This is a genomic window from Sphingomonas sp. Leaf67 (assembly GCF_001421965.1).
GTDB lineage: Bacteria > Pseudomonadota > Alphaproteobacteria > Sphingomonadales > Sphingomonadaceae > Sphingomonas.
Window position 1 is genome coordinate 21,391 of sequence record NZ_LMLP01000012.1, and the last position, 17,734, is coordinate 39,124.

Genomic DNA, 17,734 nt, shown 5'->3' on the forward strand with positions numbered 1-17,734 from the left:
CTTCTCGACAGGCTCGAAGCTGCTCGAACCGAACGGATAAGGTCTGGCCATCGCAGCCACCAGCTTGCCCCCCTCCCCCCGATCGCCTACCGCTCGCGACCATGCAGCGTCTGGCCATTTACTGCGGGTCCGCGACCCCCGCCGATCCGATCTACATCGATTCCGCCCGTGCCGTCGGTCGTGCCCTTGCGGAACGCGGCATCGGCGTCGTCTATGGCGGCGGGCGGCTCGGCCTGATGGGCGCGGTCGCCGATGGCGCGATCGAGGCCGGCGGCGACGTCATCGGCGTCATCCCGACCGCGCTGGTCAAGGCGGAGGCCGCGCACAAGGGCCTCACCGAACTCCACGTCGTCGACACCATGCATCAGCGCAAACAGGCGTTCACCGACCTGTCCGACGGTTTCGTCACCATCCCTGGCGGCACTGGCACGATGGACGAATTGTGGGAGGCGATGAGTTGGGCACAGCTTGGCTATCATGCCAAGCCGGTCGGCCTGCTCAACACCGCCGGCTACTACGATCACCTGATCGCCTTCGTCGACAAGATGGCCGAGGTCGGCTTCATGCGCCCCATGCACCGCGACATCCTGCTGGTCGCCGACACCCTCGACACGCTGCTCGACAGGATGGCCGCGCATACCCCGGTACAGGCGATCATCCACATGAGCAGCAAAGACCTTTGATCCCGCCCCGCGCCGAGCTCGTCGCGCACGCCCGCGACACGATCGCGCGCGGTTCGAAAAGTTTCGCGGCGGCGAGCAAGCTGTTCGATCCGCAAACCCGCGAACGCGCCTGGCTGCTCTACGCATGGTGCCGCGCCTGCGACGACCTCGCCGACGGGCAGGACATGGGGCACGGGATGCAGCGGCTCGACGATGCGCCCGCGCGCCTGCTGCTGATCCGCGAGCGCACCGCAGCGGCGCTGGCCGGGCAGCCGACCGGCGATCCGGCCTTCGACGCGCTGGGCGTGGTCGCGGTAGAGGTCGGCCTGCCGCACCGGCTGATCCACGACGTGATCGACGGGTTCCAGCTCGACGCCGATGGCTGGCAACCGGTGACCGAGAACGACCTGTACCAATATTGCTATCACGTCGCCGGCGCGGTCGGCGGGCTGATGGCGGTGGTGATGGGCGTGCCCGCAGAGGACCGCGACACGCTCGACCGTGCCTGCGATCTCGGGCTGGCGTTCCAGCTTGCCAATATCGCCCGCGACGTGCGCGAAGACGCGGATGCCGGGCGCTGCTACCTGCCGCGCGAATGGCTGGCCGAACAGCGCATCGACCCCGCCGATCCGATGGCGACGCCCGATCGGGTCGCGGTCCTCACCCGCCGGATGGCGGCGCGTGCCGCGCTTCACGAGGACAGCGCCCGGATCGGTGCGGCACGCCTGCCATGGCGGTCGGCATGGGCGGTACTGGCCGCCGCCGACATTTATGGCGGCATCGCCCGCAAGGTCGCGGCGGCTGGCCCTGCGGCATGGGACCAGCGCCAGACGACGTCGAAGGGCGAGAAGATCGCAGCCATCGCCCGCGCGTTCGTGGCGGCGCGCTGGCGCCCGGCACGGGATACGCCCCGCGACCAGTCGCTCTGGACGCGCCCGAACTAGGAGGGACCGACGTTCAGCGATCCAAACGAATGTTCGTCATTCCCGCGCAGACGGGAATCCATAGCCGCTGAGGTTTGTGCTGAAGCAGTGATCTCGGCGCATATGGACTCCCGCCTGCGCGGGAGTGACGACAGAGCATCGGCTGGGGACCGGAAGGAGGGGAGCGGAAACATCCGCTTCCTCACTGATCCTCCCCCTTCACCTTGTCGGTCGCCACCGTAATATCCCGCCCCAGCAACGCCTGCACGTAGATCCGCTGCACCAGCACGAACACGACGATGGTCAGCGGCGCGGCCAGCACCACGCCGATGAACCCGAACATCAGCCCCATGCCGATGACCGAGAACAGCAGCACGGCGGGCGGCACGTCGACGGCGTGCTTCTGGACGATGGGTTGCAGGATATTGCCCTGAATCTGCTGGACGATCAGGAACAGCACGATCGTCCACAACGCGGTCGACGGCGAATGGGTAAACGCCAGCATCACCGCCGGCAGACCGGCGATGATCGGCCCGACATAGGGCACGATGTCCATCAATCCGGCGATCAGGCCCAGCCCGATCGCGGCGGGCACCCCCAGCAGCCACAGCCCGGTGCCGGTCAGCACCGCGACGACGATGATCGCCACCGCCTCGCCCTTCATCCATCCGCGCAGGCCCCCGGCGGCATCGTCCACCGCCTTGCGCGCGACCGGTTCGGCCTTTGGCGGCACCAGCTTCACCAGCCCGCGGCGATAGAGTTCGGGGTCGGCCGCAAGGAAGATCGCCCCGACCAGCACCAGCACCGCGTCCGACAGTCCCGATCCGATCGACAGGGCATAGGTGCCCGCGCGCGACATGATCGTCGACATATCGCTGCTGCCCTGCGACAACAGGTCGCGCGCCGGCCCGCCCAGCCCCCATGCGTCCAGTTGCCGCTGGATCGCCTGCAGCGCGGACGGAATCTGTTCGCGGATCGTGTCGAACTGCTGCACCAGCTGCGCGCCGAAGCCATAGAAGATGCCGATCACGATCCCCAGCAGCAGGATGATCGCCGCTGCCAGCGATAATCCGCGCGGCAGGCGGGTCCATTTCTGGATACGGCGCGCCACCGCGCTGAACAGTACCGCGATGACCGTCGCCCCAAACACCAGCAGCACCAGCCGCATCATGGATATGAGCAACAGCCCCGCCCCGACGATCGCCAGCACCATCACCGTCATCGTCGCGACCCGGCCATAGCTTGGGCCCTGCCGTTCCGTTTCGCCTTGCATCATCGGTTCCCCTTTCGCGCGTGAACGGACAGAGGTCGCGCACCGTTCCGGTTCGATACCGTCACGATCGTTCGAAAAATCGTATCCGAAACGATTGCACATAAAACCGTAGTTAGCTAATGCGACCGAGTTGCATTAAAGGGGGGAAGCGGGTGGAACGGTGGTGGATGCCGGTGATGGCGGCAGCAATGGTGGCGGGACCGGTCGCGGCGCAGGAACGCGCGACCGACGACGACGCTGACATCGTGGTCGAGGGGCGCGCCCGGCAACTCTATCGCACCACGCTCACCACCGTCGGCAAATCGGCGCAGGACCCGCTCGACATTCCGCAGGCGTTGCAGGTCATCAACCGCGACCTGTTCACCGATCAGGGCGCACGCGACGCGACCGACCTGTAGCGCAATATTTCGGGCGTCAGCGCGTACAGCTATGCCGGCGTCACCTTCCGCGGATTTCGCCAGGACGAATCCTTCTACGACGGAATGCGCGGCAATCCCTTCGTCGGCTTCACCGTGCCGCAATTGTTCAACATCGACCGGGTCGAGGTGCTGAAGGGACCGGCAGGGCTGTTCTTCGGTCCCGGCGCACCGGGCGGGATCATCAACTATGTGTCGAAGACGCCGTCCGACCGCACCGGGCTGCGCACCGTCGTCACCGCCGGCAATTACGACCGGGTCGGTATCTCGGCGGAGGCGACCAACCGCATCGATGCCGATGGTGTCGTATCCTATCGCATCGGCGGCTTTTACGAAGCGATGCAGCCCTTTCGCTTCAACACGCTGCACAAGGCGCTGATCGGCGATGCCGGCCTGTCGATCCGTACCAATCCCGGCGGGCTGCTGACGCTGCAGGTCACGACCTATGACAATTACCTGCGCGCCAACCGCCTGCGCGGGGTGCTGGTCGACGACAATGGACGCTTCCGCACCTCGATCGGCTGGAACGCGAACGAAAGGAGCGATGATCTCCACCTCGCCTCGACCGCATGGGCCGCGCGCTATGCAACGGCGATCGGCGATGCGGCGACGCTCGATGCCGGCGTACGCAGCTTCCGCTCGATCGAACGGCAGCAATATCACGAGCCGCGCGGGTTGAGCGCAACCAATCCCGATCTGGTCCTGCGCGAGTTTCGCGATCAGGTCCGCCCGGTCGACGGCCTGTCGTTCATGGCCAATGCCACCGCGCGCACGACCCTGCTCGGCCTGTCGCACCGCATTCAGGTCGGCACCGACTGGTATCGCGAATCGAACGGGCTGGAATCGCGTATCCTGCGCGCTGGCGTGCTCCCGCTCAGCCTGTCCAACCCGGTCTATGGCCGGTCCGATGGTGACGCGCTGCGGGCGACGGCGCTGCCCTTCACCGTCACCGATACCGATTCGCGCCGCTTCGGCGTCTATGCGCAGGATCAGATCGACCTGACCACGCATCTGCTGCTGGTCGCGGGCGTCCGCTACGACCGGTTCGAGGACAGCACCCGGGTCGCCACCGCCGGCCGGGTGACGTCGAACGCACGCTACGAGGACAGCGACATCACCTTCCGCACCGGCGCGATCTACAAACCGCGGGACGATGTGTCGCTCTATGTCAGCTGGTCGCAGGGCTTCGATCCGCAGGCACCGGCCAGCCAGCTGCCCGCCGCCGGTGGCCCCTTTGCGCCGATCACCGGCAACCAGATTGAAACCGGCGTCAAATCGCGGCTGCTCGACGGCCGGGTACAGGCCAATGCCGCGCTCTACCGCATCGTGCGCCGCAATCTGTTGCAGGTCGATCCCAGCCTGCCCCCGGTCGGCGGCGTCGATCAATTGCGCCCGATCGGCGAGGTGACCAGCAAGGGGTTCGAAATCGATCTGACCACCGACCTGACGCCGGACTGGGTGCTGCTCGCCAATTACGGGTACAATGATACGCGCATCACCGGCAGCGTCGCCGGCCAGTCGCTGACCGATGCGATCGGCAATCGCTTCGCCAACGCGCCCGCGCACAAGCTGGGGTTCTGGACCCGCTATCAGGTCGCACCGCTCCGCACCGCCTTCGCGTTCGGCGGCGAGCATGTGTCGCGCCGGGTCAGCCGCTCGGGACAGCCGGTGCTGCCCTACACCATCTTCGACGCGTCGATCACGCACCAGCTCGGCTTTGCCGAACTGATGCTGCGCGTCGATAACCTGTTCGACAAAGTCTATGCCGCGTCGGGCTTTACCGCGCAGACCGGCCATTTCCCCGGCGAACCGCGCACCGCCTTCGTCGAACTACGCACCAAATTCTGACCACGCATCGATCGCTGCCCAGCCGGCGATGCCCGGGAGCGTGCGCGCGCGCCGCTCGGTCATGCCGCCCAACGCAATGACGGGCAGGCGCGCGCCGCGGATCAGCAGCGCGAAACGGATGCGGCCGAGCGGCCGCGCGCCGGGGTGCGATCGGGTGGCGAAGACCGGCGAGACGAAGGTTGCATCGACCCCCGCCCGCTCGGCGGCGATGCGTTCGCGCACCGAATGCACCGGCCGCGTCGCCAACCCCTTGTTCTTGCGCGCTTTCCGGCCATGCACCCCGTCGCCACCCGACAGGAACGGTCCCGCGACCAGCAGCACCAGCCGCCGCGCCCGCGCGATCCGCCGCACCTGTGTAAACATCCGCCGCCTTTTCCCTTCCGGTGTAGCATATTGGCGAAAGACGACCCCGCTGCCGCGTGGCAACTTCGCCACCTTCGCGGGCATGTCGTCGCCCAGCCGCTCATCGGTCATCAGCCAGCGGCTCGGCAAAGGGTGGCGGCGACGCATGACCGCCTCTATAGCGCGCGCGATGACCGAAACCGCAACCTCGCTTGGCCACCTTCGCGACCGGATCGCCCATGCCGAATCGATCGCGCGCCGGGAGCCGGGCGCGACGACGCTGATCGCGGTCAGCAAGACCCGCGACGCCGCCGCCATCCAGCCGTTGATCGACGCCGGACAACGCGTCTTCGGCGAAAACCGGGTGCAGGAGGCGCAGGCGAAATGGCCGGCGTTGCAGGACGTTACCCCCGGCATCGCACTGCATCTGGTCGGCCAGCTGCAGTCGAACAAGGCCGAGGACGCGGTCCGCCTGTTCGACGCGATCCATTCGGTCGACCGCCCGTCGCTGGTCGCGGCACTGGCGAAAGCGATCGACAAGACCGGCCGCGCACCCGCCTGTTTCCTCCAGGTCGATATCGGCGACGAACCGCAAAAGGGCGGCTGCGCCCTAGCCGATCTGCCCGCACTGCTCGCCAAGGCGAAGGTCGCCGGACTGCCCATCGCGGGCCTGATGTGCGTGCCGCCCGCCGGCCTCGACGCCGCCCCCTATTTCGCGCTGACCGCCAAGCTCGCCCGCGACCACGGCCTGACCGGGTTGAGCATGGGCATGTCCGACGATTTCGAGACTGCCGTCACCCTCGGCGCGACCCATGTCCGCGTCGGATCGGCGCTGTTCGGCCCACGCGGCTGACGTTACGGAGCGTATCATGACCCGTCCGCAAGCCTTGCTGTTCGACTTTGACGGTGTGCTGCTGGAGAGCGAATTCGCCGGCAATCGCCAGATCGCCGAATTCCTCACCGCCGCCGGTCACCCGACCAGCGCCGCCGATTCGATGGCCAATTTCATGGGCCTGTCGGGCACCCACTTCACGCAAGCGATCGAACGCTGGGTCGGCGGACCGATCCCCGCCGGCTTCTTCGAAGCCCGCGCGATCGAAGATGCCCGGGTGCTGGAAGAGGGCGTCGAGGCAGTCGCCGGCGCGATCGCCTTCGTCCGCTCGCTCCCCGCCGACCTGCCGCGCGCGATCGTCTCGTCGAGCACGACCCACTGGATCTCGACCCATCTGCGCCATCTGGGGCTGGCCGACGCGTTCGGCGACCACATCTACAGCGGCAAGGAGCATGTCGCGAACGGCAAGCCCGCGCCCGACCTGTATCTCCACGGCGCGAAGCAGCTCGGCGTGCCGATCGAACATTGCACGATCCTTGAGGATTCGCCGGTCGGCGTCACCGGCGCGGTCGCATCGGGCGCGCGCGTCATCGGGCTGTGCGCGGGCACGCATTGCGGCGTCGGCCACGACGCCCGCCTGCGCGAACTGGGCGTCACCGACATCGCCCATGGCTTCGAGAATGTGTCGCGTTTGCTCGGGCTTGAGCCGGCTACGGCGTAAACCGGGTTCGCGGGCAGGCGTCCTTACCCGCTCGCAACAAAACCGCGCCCGATTACTCCGCCTTCTTCGCTGCCTGTTCCGCCGCGGCCGGATCGACCGATGGCGCGCCAGAAGCGGGCGTGGCCGCGTTCACGATGTCGGCGGTATTGGCGGTGGCACCCTCCTCGACATTCTTCACGCCTTCCTCCGCCGGCGCGGCCCCGGCGGCGGGCGCGGCCGGCAGCGGCAGGTTCGACCCTTGCGTGTTGAGATAGGCGATGACGTTCGCCCGGTCCTCGGCACTGCCCAAACCGGCAAAGGTCATCTTGGTCCCCGGCGCATATTTGCGTGGCGACGTCAGCCACGCGTTCATCGCGTCGAAGTCCCAATTGCCGGCAACGCCGGTCAACGCGCTCGAATAGGCGAAACCGGCCAGATGGCCATGCTTTTTGCCGATCACACCCCACAGGTTCGGACCGATGCCATTGGCCCCGCCCTGATTGACCGTGTGACAGGCGGCGCATTTCTTGAAGACTTCCGCGCCCTTGGCGACGTCGGCCGTCGCCAGCAGCGTTGCGATCGGCACCGCCGCCGCACCGCCGCCGCCACCCGCCTCGGCAGCGCCCTCCACCGGATAGCCGGGCTTTTCCGGCGGGCCGGAATGAAAGATCATGCCGCTGGCAATGGACAGTCCGAGGGCAGCGGCGCATCCGGCCAATACCCAACCCGCGATCGTGTTCGTCCGGTCGTCCATGCGCTGAGCCGTCTCGCCTAAGATGGTTTTGTTTGGGGTCATGCTTAGAGGCGGCATACGAGACTGGCAAGACAGCCTTGCCGGGCGAGACTGGCAAGACGGGCTTGCCGCTGAGGGCGATGACCGATAATCGCCGCCGCCCATGCACAAATACGCCGCACCGGCGCGCCCCCTTGTCGCGCAGATGACCGAAGCCGCCGCCCGCGAACCGCATCGCGCCGTGGCGTTTCAGGGCGCGCCCGGCGCCAATTCGCACGTCGCACTGGCACAGGCGTTTCCCGACGCGCTGCCCCTGCCCTGTTTCGGCTTTGCCGATGCGATCGATGCGGTGCGTTCGGGCAAGGCCGATTGCGCAATCATTCCGATCGAAAATTCGCTGCACGGTCGCGTTGCCGACATTCATTTCCTGCTGCCCGAATCGGGGCTGGTCATTACCGGCGAACATTTCCTGCCGATCCGGCACGCGCTGCTGGGCCTCGGCCCGATCGAGGCAGTGCGCCAGGCGATGAGCCACGAACAGGCGCTCGGCCAATGCCGCCACTGGCTCAGCGCGCGCGGCATCGAACCGGTGGCGCATCCCGACACGGCGGGCGCGGCAGCGTCGGCGTCGGCAATGGCCGATCCGTCCGTCGCCGCCCTCGCGCCGCCCGCCGCCGCGACGCTGTACGGGTTGCAGGTGCTGGCCGACGACATCGCCGACGCCGATCACAATACCACCCGCTTCGTCGTCCTCGCCCGCGCTCCGCTGGCCGAACTGCCCGCCGGGCCGTGCATGACGACGCTGGTGTTCGAGGTGAAGAACGTACCCGCCGCGCTGTACAAGGCGATGGGCGGTTTCGCGACCAACGGCGTCAACATGACCAAGCTGGAAAGCTATCAGCGCGGCGGCACCTTCGCCGCGACCGAGTTCTTCTGCGACATCGAAGGGCGCCCCGGCGAACCCCATGTCGACCGCGCGCTGGAGGAATTGGCCTTCCATACCAAGAGCATGCGACTGCTGGGCAGCTACGGACGGGCGCGCGAGCGAGGGTAGGCCCGCCCCCCGGGGTAAAAATCCGTTCGGTTCGAGCAGCTTCGAGCGAAGTCGAGAGGCGTCTGTCGAGAGCCCGGTCGCTTGCGGCAACCCTTCTCGACTTCGGTTCTCGACACGCTCGAACCTGCGCTCGAAGCAAACGGGGTCGGTAGTTTAGGAGTTGGCCCAGGCCGCCAGCAAACTATGCGCGATCGCATAGGCCGGCGGTGCGATGAACCGCTCGGTCTCTCCCGAGAGCGCCGCGCGAACCTCCGCCCGCGTCGCCCAGAACGCATCCTCCAGCTCGACCGTGTCCACCCGCAACCGGTCGTCCTCGGCAACGGCGATGCATCCGATCATCAGCTGCGACGGGAACGGCCAGGGCTGGCTCGCGACATAGCGCACCGCGCCGATGCGCACGCCCGCTTCCTCCAGCACCTCGCGCGTCACCGCTTCCTCGATCGATTCGCCGACCTCGACGAACCCGGCCAGCGTCGAATAGCGCCCCGGTGGCCAGCTGGGTTGCCGCCCCAGCAGCACCCGGTCGCCGTGTTCGACCGCCATGATGACCACCGGGTCGGTGCGCGGAAAATGCTGCGCGGCGCAGGTACCGCACGCGCGCGCCCACCCCGCCCGCGACACCGCCGTCGCCTGTCCGCAATTCGCGCAGAAGCCATGCCGGACATGCCAGTCGATCAGGCTGCGGGCGATGCCGTACAGCGCCGCCTCGCCGACCGGCATGGCAGCCAGCGTCGTCATCAACGTCGGCGATCGCATCGCCGGCGCGGTTGCGATGCCATCGCCGATCGCGAATAACGGCGCGCCGTCCAGATTGCCGAGCAGCAACGCGTCGCCCCGCGCCGGGTCCATCGGCACCAACGCCAGCCGATCGCCCTCGACCGGCGGGGCAAGTCCGTTCAGCACCAGCAACCGCGCACCAGGATGCGCCAGCGCCCGCGCGAACGCCGTCGGATCGTCGCGCTCGTGATCGACCCGCTCCAGCGTCGCGCCGGTAAAACCGATCATCGCGCGCCCGCGAGATCGCTTGCCAGCGCCTTCACCAGATCCTCGCGCAGCGGGAAACGATCGGCCGGGAAATAATTGACCATTACCGTGCCACGCACCTGCCGCACCGGATCGACGAACGCGACGGTGCCCGCTGCGCCGCCCCATCCATAGGTACCCTTGCCCGGCCGCCCCGGCAACGTTTCCAGATAGACCGAACCGCCGGCACCGAAGCCCATTTTCGGGCCCGCCTGCCCACCGGTCGCACCGTCGACCCCGCCGAAGGGGACGCCGTCAGGCAGCAGGTTCGACATCGCCAGCGCGACCGTCTCCGCTTTCATCACCCGCTTGCCGTCCAGCGTCCCGCCATTCTGCAACATGTGCAGGAACCGGTCGTAATCGCGCGCCGACATCGCCAGCCCCGCGCCGCCATAGGGAAAACTTGGCTTCTGCAACCAGACCGACGTCGCCGCCGGATCGACCGGGGTTAGCGTGTCGCCCGCCCACGCATAGTTGGTCGCCAGCCGCGCCTTCTCAAGCTCCGGCACTTGCCAATAGGTCGACGTCATGCCGAGCGGGCCGAACATCCGCGATTGCAGGAAGCGCTCGAACGACATGCCGCTCGCGACCTCGATCACCCGGCCCATCACGTCGAGACCGATCGAATAGCTCCATTTCGTCCCCGGTTCGGCGATCAGCGGCAGCGAGGCGACCCGGTTGGCGAATTCTTCCAGCGATTTGGGCCGAGCCTGTGCCATCGCGACCTCGGTCTGGGCGTTGACCGCCGCCGGCACGATGCCCAACCGCTCATATTCCTTGAGCAGCAGCCCCTTGGTCACGATGGTATAGCCAAGCCCGGCGGTATGGGTCAGCAGGTTGCGGACCGTGATCGGTTTGGTCGCCGCGCGGCTGGCAAGGCTGTTGTCGGGATCGGTCAGCACCTTCATCGACTTGAACGCGGGGATGAAGTCGCTGATCGGCTGGTCGAGCTTCAGCTTGCCGTCCTCGACCAGCATCATCGCCGCGATGCCGGTGATCGGCTTGGTCATCGAATAGACGCGCCACAGCGTATCGACATTGGCCGCCGGCGCGCTCGCATCGGCGGCGGTGCGTCCGGCGGCCTGCGCGCTGGTCCACGTCGGACCGCCGACGACCACGACCATGCCCGGGACCTTCTTGTCCGTAACATAGGTTTTGACCATCGCCCCGGTCGCCGGCAGCGAACGCGTTGCGGGAGCGGCCGGTGCGCGAGGCGGTGCCGCCTGAGCAAAGGCCGCCACCGGTTGCGCCAGCAGCACCGCCAGCGCCATCGATCCGTGCGCCCATCGTCCGATCGTCATCGCATTCCCTCCACCACCGCTATCGCCCGCGCGAACAGCGTCGGCAGCCCGGCATCGGCGATCTCCGCCACCGGCCACCATTCGCCCTGCATGGGTTCGTCGCCTGCATCCGCCACCATGACCGTGCAGGCAAGATCGAAATGGGTGAAACCGTGGCGAACCAACCCGATGCTGCGCCAGTCGGCAGCAAAGGGCGCGCCCTCCATCCCCGGATCGCTGTCGACCCATGGCCCGGTCGGCAGCGCGCGCATCCCGCCCAACAGCCCCTTGTCGGGACGCCGCACCAGCAACACCCGTCCATCGCGCTCCGCCCAGAACAACGTGCCGAAGCGTTGCGGCTTGGCTTTCTTCGCGGCCTTGACCGGAAAGGCTTCGGGCGTCCCGGCGCGAAATGCGGTGCAATCGTCGCGCAGCGGGCACAACAGGCAGCGCGGCCCCCGCACCTTGCATACCATCGACCCCAGATCCATCATCGCCTGCGCGAAATCGCCCGCGCGGTCGTCGGGCGTGATGGTGTCGGTCGCGGCGCGAATCGCCGGCCGGGCGGCGGGCAGGGGGGCACCGATCGCGAACAGCCGCGAGACGACGCGCTCGACATTGGCATCGACCACCACCGCCCGCCGCCCGAACGCGATCGCGGCGATTGCGGCGGCGGTATAGTCGCCGATCCCCGGCAGGGCGCGTAAGCCATCCTCGGTATCGGGCAGCGCGCCCCGCGCCGCGACGACCCGTGCGCACGCCAGCAGATTGCGTGCCCGCGCATAATAGCCGAGCCCGGCCCATGCTGCCATGACATCGGCATCCGCCGCCGCCGCCAGCGCCGCGAACGATGGCCAGCGCGCCGTCCAGTCCAGGAAATACGGCCGGACGGTTGCGACCTGCGTCTGTTGCAGCATCACTTCCGACAGCCACACGCGATACGGATCGGGCGGCGGGGCGCCGGGCGGGCTCCGCCATGGCAGGCTGCGATGATTGCGGTCGTACCAGTCGAGCAACCGTTCGGCGACAGAGAGATGCTTGGCGTCCACCGCGGCTCTATGGCATGGGGTGTCGACAATGACGACGCGTCCCCGCCCCCATGCGACGATTCCCGAACCCCGCCGCCGTGGTGGCGCGCGCGCCGTGGCCGAATTGCTGCCCGATATCGGCGGCGCGGCCTTCCGCAAATTCGGGTTCGTGCAGTCGGCGGTGGTCAGCCGCTGGGGAGAGATCGTCGGCGAACGCTTCGCCCGCGTATCCGCGCCCGAATCGATCCGCTTCCCGCCGGGCAAGCGCGCCGATGGTACGCTGACGCTGACCGTATCGGGCGCGCACGGGACGATGATGCAGCATATCGCGCCGGAAATCGTCGAACGGGTCAACCGTTTCTTTGGCTATCCCGCAGTCGCGCGATTGCAGTTCCGGCATGGCGAGGTCCGTCCGCGCCGCGCGATCCCGGTCCGGCGCGATCCGCTGCCGGTCCCGGCCGATATGGGCGAATCGATCCGCGACATCGCCGATCCCGAACTGCGCGCGGTGCTTGCCGCGCTGGCCGGTGCCGTCGCCGCCCCGCCGCCCCCCGCCATTCCGATTCTTGGCAAGGTCCGCTGATGCGTATCCTCATTCTGGTCTGTTCGTTCCTGCTGGCGCTGTTCGGCATGCCCCCGGCCAAGGCGCAGGCACCGGTCCGCGCTACCGCCGGCCGCGACTGGTCGACCAACGTCACGATGCTGCCGACCGGCGGGATCGTCGTCGGCAACCCGATGGCGCGGGTGCAGCTGGTCGAATGGGCCAGCTATACCTGCCCGCACTGCGCCGCCTTCGCCAAGGATGCGCGGGCCGAGCTGCCGGCATTGCTGCGGTCGGGAAAGGTACGGGTCGAATATCGCACGCTGCCGCGCGACGCGCTCGACCTCGCGGCGGCGTTGCTCGTGCGTTGCGGCGGTCCGAACCGCTTCATCGCCGCGCATGACGCGATCATGGCGCAACAGGCGGCGATGCTCGACAAGGCCGATGCCTTTGCCCAGACGCCCGCCGCGCAGACCCGCGCCGCGACGATCGCGATCCGCCTGCAACAGCTGGCCGAGGCGACCGGTCTGCGCGCCTTGATGCGCGGCCACGGCCTCGACGATGCGAAGATCACCGCCTGCCTGAACGACGAAGCCGCGCAGAAGCGGGTCATCGCCATCGCCGAAGCAGCGCAGGCCGCCGGTATCGCCGGCACGCCCAGCTTCGAGGTCAACGGTCAGAAGGCCGACGTCCATGACTGGGCGACCCTGAAGCCGCTGCTCACCGCCAAATAACCCCGTTCGCAAGAGAGTATTCCCCATGCGTTTCGCACTTCCCCTGATCGCGCTTGCTTCGCTGTCGGCCTGTGGCGGCGGCGGTGATACCGGCGGTAATGGCAGCGCCGCCGCGCCGGTCGCCAATGTCGCCGCGCCCGCCGGACAGAAATGGTCCGACATGGTCGCGGTCACCCCGGAGGGCGGCTATCGCATCGGCAATCCCGACGCGCCGGTGAAGCTGCTCGAATATGGCTCGCGCACCTGCCCGACCTGCGGCGCGTTCGGTCGCGAAGGCAACGAACCGCTCATCAACAACTATGTCTCGACCGGCAAGGTCAGCTTCGAATTCCGCGACTTCGCCGTCCATGGCGCGCCCGATCTTGCCGCGGCGGTCCTCGGTCGTTGCAACGGCACCGCCACCTTCTTCCCGCTGCTCGAAGCGATGTATCAGGATCAGGCCGCCACGCTCGACCGGATGCAGGCGCTGCCGCAGGCCGAACAGGCCCGGCTCCAGTCGATCCCGCCGTTGCAGGCGGTTTCGGCATGGGCGGATGCCGCCGGCTTCGTCGATTTCGTCAAGCAACGCGGCGTGCCGGAAGCAAAGGCACGCCAGTGCCTCGCCGACCAGAATCTGCTGCAACAGGTGGTCAAGATCACCGAAGAAGGCGGTTCGGTCGTCACCGGCACCCCGACCTTCCTGATCAACGGCGAAAAGGTCGAGAATGCGGTCAGCTGGCCACAGATCGAAGCGGCGCTGAAGGCCGCCGGCGCCTGACCCCATGGCCGCGCCGGATGACGCGGCCATCCCCCGCGCGCCGGGGCTGACGCTCCGGCGGCTGCGGCTCGGCGGGTTCAAGAGCTTCGTCGATCCCGCCGATCTGGTGATCGAGGCCGGGCTGACCGGCGTGGTCGGCCCCAATGGCTGCGGCAAGTCGAACCTGCTCGAAGCGCTGCGCTGGACCATGGGTGAGAACAGCGCGAAATCGCTGCGCGGTGCCGGCATGGACGACGTCATCTTCGCCGGCACCGCCACCCGCCCGCAACGCGACTTCGCCGAAGTCGCGATTCTTGCCGAAGACGCGAATGGCGACGAGGTCGAGATCGTCCGCCGGATCGAACGCGGTGCCGGTTCCGCCTATCGCATCAACGGTCGCGACGTGCGGGCCAAGGACGTGTCGCTGCTGTTCGCCGATGCCGCGACGGGCGCGCATTCGCCCGCGCTGGTCAGCCAGAACCGGATCGGCGCGGTCATCGCCGCCCGCCCCGCCGAACGCCGCGCGATGCTGGAGGAAGCGGCCGGCATCGCCGGACTGCACGTCCGGCGCAGGGATGCCGAGGGCAAGCTGCGCGCGACCGAGGCCAATCTCGATCGACTGGGCGAGATGGCGCACGAACAGGATGCCCGCGCCGCGACGCTCCGGCGGCAGGCGCGGGTCGCCGCGCGCTACCGTGAACTGACCGATGCGATCCGGGTGGCGGAGGCGCGGGCGATCTATGCGCGGTGGCGCGACGCGGTGGCGGCTGCCGACGCGGCGACGGCGGAAGCGAAGGCCGCCGAGGCGCTGGTCGCCGGTCAGGCCGGGGCGCAGGGACAGGCTGCCGGCGAACTGTCCGGCGCCACGCAGGCGCTCGCCACCGCCCGCGCCGATGCCGAACGCCTGCGCCAGCAGGTCGGCGATGTCGGCCATGCCCGCGAACGGGTGCAGGCACAGGCCAATGCGGCGACCCGGCGGCTGGCCGACCTGACGGCGCAGGCGGCGCGCCTGACCGAGGACCGGGCACGCGAGGCGGCGCTGGCCGGCGACGCCGAAACGGCCGTCGCGCGACTCGAGGCCGAACGCGCACGACTGGCCGACACGCTGGCCGAAGCCACCGCCCGCCTGCCCCTGCTCGATACCGCGCTGGACGCGGCGACCCGCGCCGCCGCGATGGCCGACACCGCCCATGCCGAGGCGCTGGCGGCACAGGCCGCCGAACTGGCCGAAGCGCGCGTCGCCACTGCCGCGCACGATGCCGCCCGCGCCCGGCTCGACCGCGTCCGGCGCGACGAAGCGCGGCTGCTCGCCGAACAAGTGGCGCTGTCGGCGGTCGCGCCGCTGTTCGCCGAACGCACGGCGGCGACCGAACGACGGGCCGCGGCGCTGACCGACGCAGACACGGCTCGTGCGGCAATCACCAATGCCGAAGCCGCCGACCGGTCCGCACAGGAATCCCGGGATCGCGCCCAGTCCGACCGCGCCGCCGCCGCCGCCGAACTCGCCGCGATCGACAGCGAGATAGCGGCGCTCGACCGTGCGCTCCGCCGCGGCGGGCGCGCCCGGATCATCGATTCGGTCGTGGTCGAACCCGGCTTCGAAGCGGCATTGGCGGCGGCGCTGGGTGACGATCTCGATGCCGGTACCAATCCGGCCGACGATCGCTATTGGCAGGGTGACGATGGTCCGACCGATGGACCGGCGATACCGATCGGGGTTGGCCGGCTGTCGGCGCATGTCGCCGCCCCGCTCCTCGCCCGGCGACTGGCGCAGATCCTGGTCGTCGAACGCGACGAGGGTACGCCCTTGGCGGTCGGGCAGCGGCTGGTGACGCTCGACGGGGCGCTCCGCCGTTGGGACGGTTTGCGCAGCCGCGCCGGATCGGGAGCGGCGGCGGCGGAGCGGCTGGCGCGGACCAACCGGCTGCGCCTGTTGCGCGACGGGCGGCCGGCGCTGGTCGATCGACGCGACGTTGCCGATGCCGCGCTGCGTTCGGCCGATACCGCGATCACCGAAGCGCGCACGACCCTGACCGCCGCGCGTCGTACGCTCGACGCTGCCGAGACCACCGCCCGCGATGCCGCCCGTGCCGAAGACCGCGCTGCCGCCGCGATCGAACGGGCACAGGCGCGCGCCGACGATGTCGCGGCCCGCCTGCAGCGTCTGCGCGGCGACCTCGCCGAAGCACTGGCCGATGCGGACCGCGCCGCCGCTGCGGTCGCGCAACTGCCCGACCGGACCATGGCCACCGCAAGGGTCGCCGGTTCGCTGGCGCAAGCCGATGCCGCCCGCATGCGGGTCGCCGACGCCCGCGCCGCCCGGTCGGCGCTCGACGCCGCGCTGGTCCGCGACCGCGAGCGTGCCGGGGCGGCAGCGAGCGAGATCGCGTCGTGGCACGCCCGCGCCGCCGACGCCGCCGGCCGGATCGCCGAGATCGACGAGCGCATGGCGACCATCGCCGCCGACCGCGACGCCCTGCGCGATCGGCCCGCCGCGCTCGCCGCCGAACTGGCGCGGATCGAAAGCGACTTCGCCCGGTTGCGCGCTGCCGCTGCCGAGACGGCTGCTGCGGAACAGGCCGCCGACGCGCGCCTGCGTGCCGCCGAGCGCATCGTGAGCGGCATTGCCGAAATGCTCGCCGCCGCCCGCGAAACCCGCGCCGGCGCATCGGCGCGTGCCGAGGGGCATGAACAACGCCGGCTGGAAACGGGCCGGCTGTCGGGCGAGCGTTTCCAATGCCCCCCGCCGCTCTTGCCGCGCATCGGCTTCGTCGCGGCCGAGGTCGGCGACGCGGCGGCCGAGACGGCGGCGCATGACCGGTTGCTCGCCGATCGCGACCGGATCGGCCCGGTCAACCTGATCGCCGAGACCGAACTCGCCGAACTGGAGGCCGCACAGGGCGAAACCGCCGCCGAACGCGCCGATCTGGCCGAGGCGGTCCAGCGGCTGCGCGGATCGATCGGCACGCTGAACCGCGAGGGACGGCAACGCCTGCTGGCGGCGTTCGAAGCGGTGGACGCGCATTTCCGCCGGCTGTTCGGTGCGCTGTTCGATGGCGGGCAGGCCCGGCTCGAACTGATCGATTCGGACGATCCCTTGGAAGCAGGTCTCGAAATCCTCGTCCAGCCGCCGGGCAAGCGTCTGCAATCGCTGACCTTGCTCTCCGGCGGCGAACAGGCGCTGACCGCCGTCGCACTGATCTTCGCGCTGTTCCTGACCAACCCCGCGCCGATCTGCGTCCTCGACGAAGTCGATGCGCCGCTCGACGATGCCAATATCGACCGCTTCTGCGACCTGCTCGACCGGATGGCCGCCGATACCGACACCCGCTACCTGATCGTCACCCACAATGCCGCGACGATGAGCCGGATGCACCGCTTGTTCGGCGTGACGATGATCGAACGCGGCGTCAGCCGGCTGGTGTCGGTCGATCTGGGCGGCGCGACCAGTCTGCTGGCGGCGGAGTAGCCTCCTTCGCCCACCCCATCCCGTTTGGTTCGAGCAGCTTCGAGCTTGTCGAGAAGCGTCCGTCGAGAACCCCCTCACCTGTGGCACCACCTTCTCGACTTCGGTTCTCGACAAGCTCGAACCTACGCTCGAAGCAAGCG

Annotated in this window: 17 protein-coding genes; 11 read left to right on the top strand and 6 right to left on the bottom strand. The window is 68.9% G+C overall.

Annotation, left to right across the window (positions count from 1 at the left end; all coding sequences use genetic code 11):
• Nucleotides 1–101 precede the first annotated feature (101 nt).
• Entirely contained in the window at nt 102–683 is a 582-nt protein-coding gene (locus ASE90_RS07785; RefSeq protein WP_055998588.1) for a TIGR00730 family Rossman fold protein, read from the top strand.
• Complete coding sequence (locus ASE90_RS07790) at nt 680–1,606, top strand: phytoene/squalene synthase family protein (protein ID WP_055998590.1); 927 nt, start codon at nt 680–682, stop codon at nt 1,604–1,606. The genes ASE90_RS07785 and ASE90_RS07790 overlap by 4 nt, the downstream gene beginning before the upstream one ends.
• A gap of 181 nt (nt 1,607–1,787) precedes the next feature.
• Here ASE90_RS07790 and ASE90_RS07795 read toward each other — a convergent pair whose 3' ends face one another.
• The gene (locus tag ASE90_RS07795; protein WP_162235069.1) at nt 1,788–2,858 is read right to left on the bottom strand and encodes an AI-2E family transporter; all 1,071 of its coding nucleotides are present in this window, start codon (nt 2,856–2,858) and stop codon (nt 1,788–1,790) included.
• Nucleotides 2,859–3,010: 152 nt separating this feature from the next.
• Here ASE90_RS07795 and ASE90_RS20275 point away from each other — a divergent pair, with 152 nt between their 5' ends.
• Both ASE90_RS20275 and ASE90_RS07800 read left to right on the top strand, forming a co-directional pair.
• On the top strand, nt 3,011–3,256 hold the full coding sequence (locus tag ASE90_RS20275; RefSeq protein ID WP_200910837.1) for a hypothetical protein: 246 nt from the start codon (nt 3,011–3,013) through the stop codon (nt 3,254–3,256).
• 6 nt (nt 3,257–3,262) lie between these two features.
• On the top strand, nt 3,263–5,122 hold the full coding sequence (locus ASE90_RS07800; protein WP_200910847.1) for a TonB-dependent siderophore receptor: 1,860 nt from the start codon (nt 3,263–3,265) through the stop codon (nt 5,120–5,122).
• Here the strand turns inward: ASE90_RS07800 and ASE90_RS07805 are convergent.
• The gene (locus ASE90_RS07805; RefSeq protein WP_055998594.1) at nt 5,105–5,632 is read right to left on the bottom strand and encodes a thiamine phosphate synthase; all 528 of its coding nucleotides are present in this window, start codon (nt 5,630–5,632) and stop codon (nt 5,105–5,107) included. The two genes, ASE90_RS07800 and ASE90_RS07805, sit on opposite strands and share 18 nt — an antisense overlap.
• 22 nt (nt 5,633–5,654) lie before the next feature.
• On the opposite strand from ASE90_RS07805, the gene ASE90_RS07810 reads away from it, so the two are divergent.
• Nucleotides 5,655–6,317, top strand: coding sequence for a YggS family pyridoxal phosphate-dependent enzyme (locus ASE90_RS07810; RefSeq protein ID WP_055998596.1), 663 nt, complete (start codon nt 5,655–5,657; stop codon nt 6,315–6,317).
• A 16-nt stretch (nt 6,318–6,333) separates the two neighbouring features.
• Complete coding sequence (locus ASE90_RS07815) at nt 6,334–7,017, top strand: HAD family hydrolase (protein WP_055998598.1); 684 nt, start codon at nt 6,334–6,336, stop codon at nt 7,015–7,017.
• 52 nt (nt 7,018–7,069) lie between these two features.
• Here ASE90_RS07815 and ASE90_RS07820 read toward each other — a convergent pair whose 3' ends face one another.
• Nucleotides 7,070–7,750 (bottom strand): c-type cytochrome, encoded by a 681-nt coding sequence (locus ASE90_RS07820; protein WP_055998600.1) that lies wholly within the window; start codon nt 7,748–7,750, stop codon nt 7,070–7,072.
• Nucleotides 7,751–7,892: 142 nt separating this feature from the next.
• Between ASE90_RS07820 and ASE90_RS07825 the strand changes: the two genes are divergently transcribed.
• Nucleotides 7,893–8,783, top strand: coding sequence for a prephenate dehydratase (locus tag ASE90_RS07825; RefSeq protein ID WP_055998601.1), 891 nt, complete (start codon nt 7,893–7,895; stop codon nt 8,781–8,783).
• Nucleotides 8,784–8,936: 153 nt separating this feature from the next.
• Here ASE90_RS07825 and nudC read toward each other — a convergent pair whose 3' ends face one another.
• From nudC to ASE90_RS07840, 3 genes are read right to left on the bottom strand one after another with little or no spacing between them, the layout of a single operon-like run.
• Entirely contained in the window at nt 8,937–9,788 is an 852-nt protein-coding gene (nudC, locus tag ASE90_RS07830) for an NAD(+) diphosphatase (protein WP_055998603.1), read from the bottom strand.
• A complete protein-coding gene (locus ASE90_RS07835) occupies nt 9,785–11,107 on the bottom strand; it encodes a serine hydrolase domain-containing protein (protein WP_055998605.1) in 1,323 nt (440 codons plus the stop codon). Before ASE90_RS07835 ends, nudC begins: the two co-directional genes overlap by 4 nt.
• Complete coding sequence (locus ASE90_RS07840) at nt 11,104–12,135, bottom strand: A/G-specific adenine glycosylase (protein WP_235531716.1); 1,032 nt, start codon at nt 12,133–12,135, stop codon at nt 11,104–11,106. The genes ASE90_RS07835 and ASE90_RS07840 overlap by 4 nt, the downstream gene beginning before the upstream one ends.
• Before the next feature lie 28 nt (nt 12,136–12,163).
• Here ASE90_RS07840 and ASE90_RS07845 point away from each other — a divergent pair, with 28 nt between their 5' ends.
• From ASE90_RS07845 to ASE90_RS07860, 4 genes are read left to right on the top strand one after another with little or no spacing between them, the layout of a single operon-like run.
• Nucleotides 12,164–12,697, top strand: coding sequence for a DUF721 domain-containing protein (locus ASE90_RS07845; RefSeq protein WP_055998606.1), 534 nt, complete (start codon nt 12,164–12,166; stop codon nt 12,695–12,697).
• Nucleotides 12,697–13,389, top strand: coding sequence for a DsbA family protein (locus tag ASE90_RS07850; protein WP_055998607.1), 693 nt, complete (start codon nt 12,697–12,699; stop codon nt 13,387–13,389). The genes ASE90_RS07845 and ASE90_RS07850 overlap by 1 nt, the downstream gene beginning before the upstream one ends.
• 25 nt (nt 13,390–13,414) lie before the next feature.
• Nucleotides 13,415–14,146: a thioredoxin domain-containing protein gene (locus ASE90_RS07855; RefSeq protein ID WP_055998608.1), complete on the top strand. Its 732-nt coding sequence runs from the start codon at nt 13,415–13,417 to the stop codon at nt 14,144–14,146.
• A gap of 46 nt (nt 14,147–14,192) precedes the next feature.
• Nucleotides 14,193–17,594: a chromosome segregation SMC family protein gene (locus ASE90_RS07860; RefSeq protein ID WP_055999184.1), complete on the top strand. Its 3,402-nt coding sequence runs from the start codon at nt 14,193–14,195 to the stop codon at nt 17,592–17,594.
• Nucleotides 17,595–17,734 lie beyond the last annotated feature (140 nt).

What these genes read in the sequence shown, in the direction of transcription:
- ASE90_RS07850 (WP_055998607.1), top strand. Translation starts at nt 12,697, where the DNA reads ATGCGTATCCTCATTCTGGTCTGTTCGTTCCTGCTGGCGCTGTTCGGC.
- ASE90_RS07845 (WP_055998606.1), top strand. Translation starts at nt 12,164, where the DNA reads ATGACGACGCGTCCCCGCCCCCATGCGACGATTCCCGAACCCCGCCGC.
- ASE90_RS07855 (WP_055998608.1), top strand. Translation starts at nt 13,415, where the DNA reads ATGCGTTTCGCACTTCCCCTGATCGCGCTTGCTTCGCTGTCGGCCTGT.
- ASE90_RS07805 (WP_055998594.1), bottom strand. Translation starts at nt 5,632, where the DNA reads ATGCGTCGCCGCCACCCTTTGCCGAGCCGCTGGCTGATGACCGATGAG.
- ASE90_RS07820 (WP_055998600.1), bottom strand. Translation starts at nt 7,750, where the DNA reads ATGGACGACCGGACGAACACGATCGCGGGTTGGGTATTGGCCGGATGC.
- ASE90_RS07785 (WP_055998588.1), top strand. Translation starts at nt 102, where the DNA reads ATGCAGCGTCTGGCCATTTACTGCGGGTCCGCGACCCCCGCCGATCCG.
- ASE90_RS07825 (WP_055998601.1), top strand. Translation starts at nt 7,893, where the DNA reads ATGCACAAATACGCCGCACCGGCGCGCCCCCTTGTCGCGCAGATGACC.
- ASE90_RS07810 (WP_055998596.1), top strand. Translation starts at nt 5,655, where the DNA reads ATGACCGAAACCGCAACCTCGCTTGGCCACCTTCGCGACCGGATCGCC.
- nudC (WP_055998603.1), bottom strand. Translation starts at nt 9,788, where the DNA reads ATGATCGGTTTTACCGGCGCGACGCTGGAGCGGGTCGATCACGAGCGC.
- ASE90_RS07815 (WP_055998598.1), top strand. Translation starts at nt 6,334, where the DNA reads ATGACCCGTCCGCAAGCCTTGCTGTTCGACTTTGACGGTGTGCTGCTG.
- ASE90_RS07835 (WP_055998605.1), bottom strand. Translation starts at nt 11,107, where the DNA reads ATGACGATCGGACGATGGGCGCACGGATCGATGGCGCTGGCGGTGCTG.
- ASE90_RS07795 (WP_162235069.1), bottom strand. Translation starts at nt 2,858, where the DNA reads ATGCAAGGCGAAACGGAACGGCAGGGCCCAAGCTATGGCCGGGTCGCG.